The sequence below is a fragment of the Microcystis sp. M53603_WE2 genome (assembly GCF_030065435.1).
This window is the reverse complement of record NZ_JASJFF010001017.1, coordinates 1-1,486: the sequence shown is the minus strand read 5'-3', so window position 1 is coordinate 1,486 and position 1,486 is coordinate 1. Positions and strand designations below refer to the sequence as shown.

The 1,486-nt window shown below is 43.2% G+C and carries 1 protein-coding gene; it reads left to right on the top strand.

Translation table 11 applies throughout. The annotated features are described in order from the left end of the window. Positions 1-134: 134 nt before the first annotated feature. Positions 135-1,283 (top strand): DNA polymerase III subunit beta, encoded by a 1,149-nt coding sequence (dnaN, locus tag PX481_RS21430; protein ID WP_002761694.1) that lies wholly within the window; start codon positions 135-137, stop codon positions 1,281-1,283. The last annotated feature ends 203 nt before the right edge of the window (positions 1,284-1,486 follow it).

Sequence of the window (1,486 nt, the reverse complement as noted above, 5' to 3'; positions counted from 1 at the left end):
GTGTTGGTGTGGGGTAAAATCGAAACGAATAGGCTTTTTCCATACCTCACATTTTAGCATATATTTCGTAAATGTGCTAATATTTAACAGTAAAGCCGTCGTAGAACGACGGGGTTTCAGACCCAAAATTTTCGATGAAATTTACCAGTAGTCAAAGCGAACTCAACAGCAATTTATCCCTAGTTAGTCGGGCCGTTGCCAGTCGTCCTACCCATCCGGTGTTGGGAAATGTTCTCTTTTGTGCCGATGAGGAAAAGGGCGAAATTAGCCTGACTGCTTTTGATTTGAGTTTAGGGATTCGCACCAGTTTTCGGGCCGAGGTGGTGGAAGGGGGTAAGATTACCCTGCCGGCAAAATTACTTAACGATATTGTCTCTCGTTTGGGAGAGGGGGAAATCACCATCTCTGTGGAAGAAAACGAGAATGATGAGGAGCATAGTCTCGCTTTCCTGAAAACTGCCTCGGCACAGTTCCAAATTCGCGGCATGAAAGCCGATGAGTTCCCAGAATTGCCCACGGTGGCCGATGGGGAAATTGTTAATTTACCTGTAGTTGCCTTGACAGAGGGACTAAAAGGTGCATTGTTTGCCGCTAGTGGCGATGAAACTAAACAGGTGTTGACGGGGGTGCATTTAACTAAAACCGTCGATTGTCTAGAATTTGCCGCTACAGACGGTCATCGTTTAGCGGTGGTACAAACTCCCCTAGAGGAGGTGGAAAGTGCCTCTGGTGGCTTTAATGTCACCATTCCGGCCCGGGCCCTGCGAGAATTGGAAAGAATGATGTCAACAAAACAAAATATCGAGACTATTACTCTGCATGTGGATGATTCTCAAGTCATCTTTGAAATGGGGGAACAGAGGTTAACCAGTCGTAAGTTAGAAGGGGCCTATCCCACTTATAATCAGTTAATTCCTAAATCCTTCGAGCGCTCTTTGGTTTTAGACCGCAAACAATTAATCCGTTGTTTGGAATTAGTGGCGGTTTTATCGGACCAAAAGAATAATTTAGTCAAGTTTAGCCTCGATAGCGAAAATGACCGTTTATCCCTAGCGGTGGAATCTCCCGATTTAGGTAGTGCCAAAGAGTCCATGGCGGCGGAAATTCAGGGAGAAAGTGGCGATATTGCCTTTAATGTTAAATATTTGATGGACGGTTTGAAGGCTTTACCTAATAATGATATCCAAATGCAGTTAAATGCTAGTACCCAACCGGTTATTTTTACCCCCTTGGGAGGTTTAAAGATGACCTATTTGGTGATGCCGGTACAAATTCGTCAGTAGTTCTGACTTAATTGGAACTGTGGGATCTGTTTTTAACCTATCCCATTTTTGATCCTGTTAACTCAATCCTATTTTCTCGCCAAAGGATTGGGTTTATTTTCTCTATTTTGGCGATATACTGTTGATAATTGAACAAGTTAACGGATTGAATTGATATGTTATTATCTACTCCTGAAACAATTCAGCATATTCTTTGGCAAGGG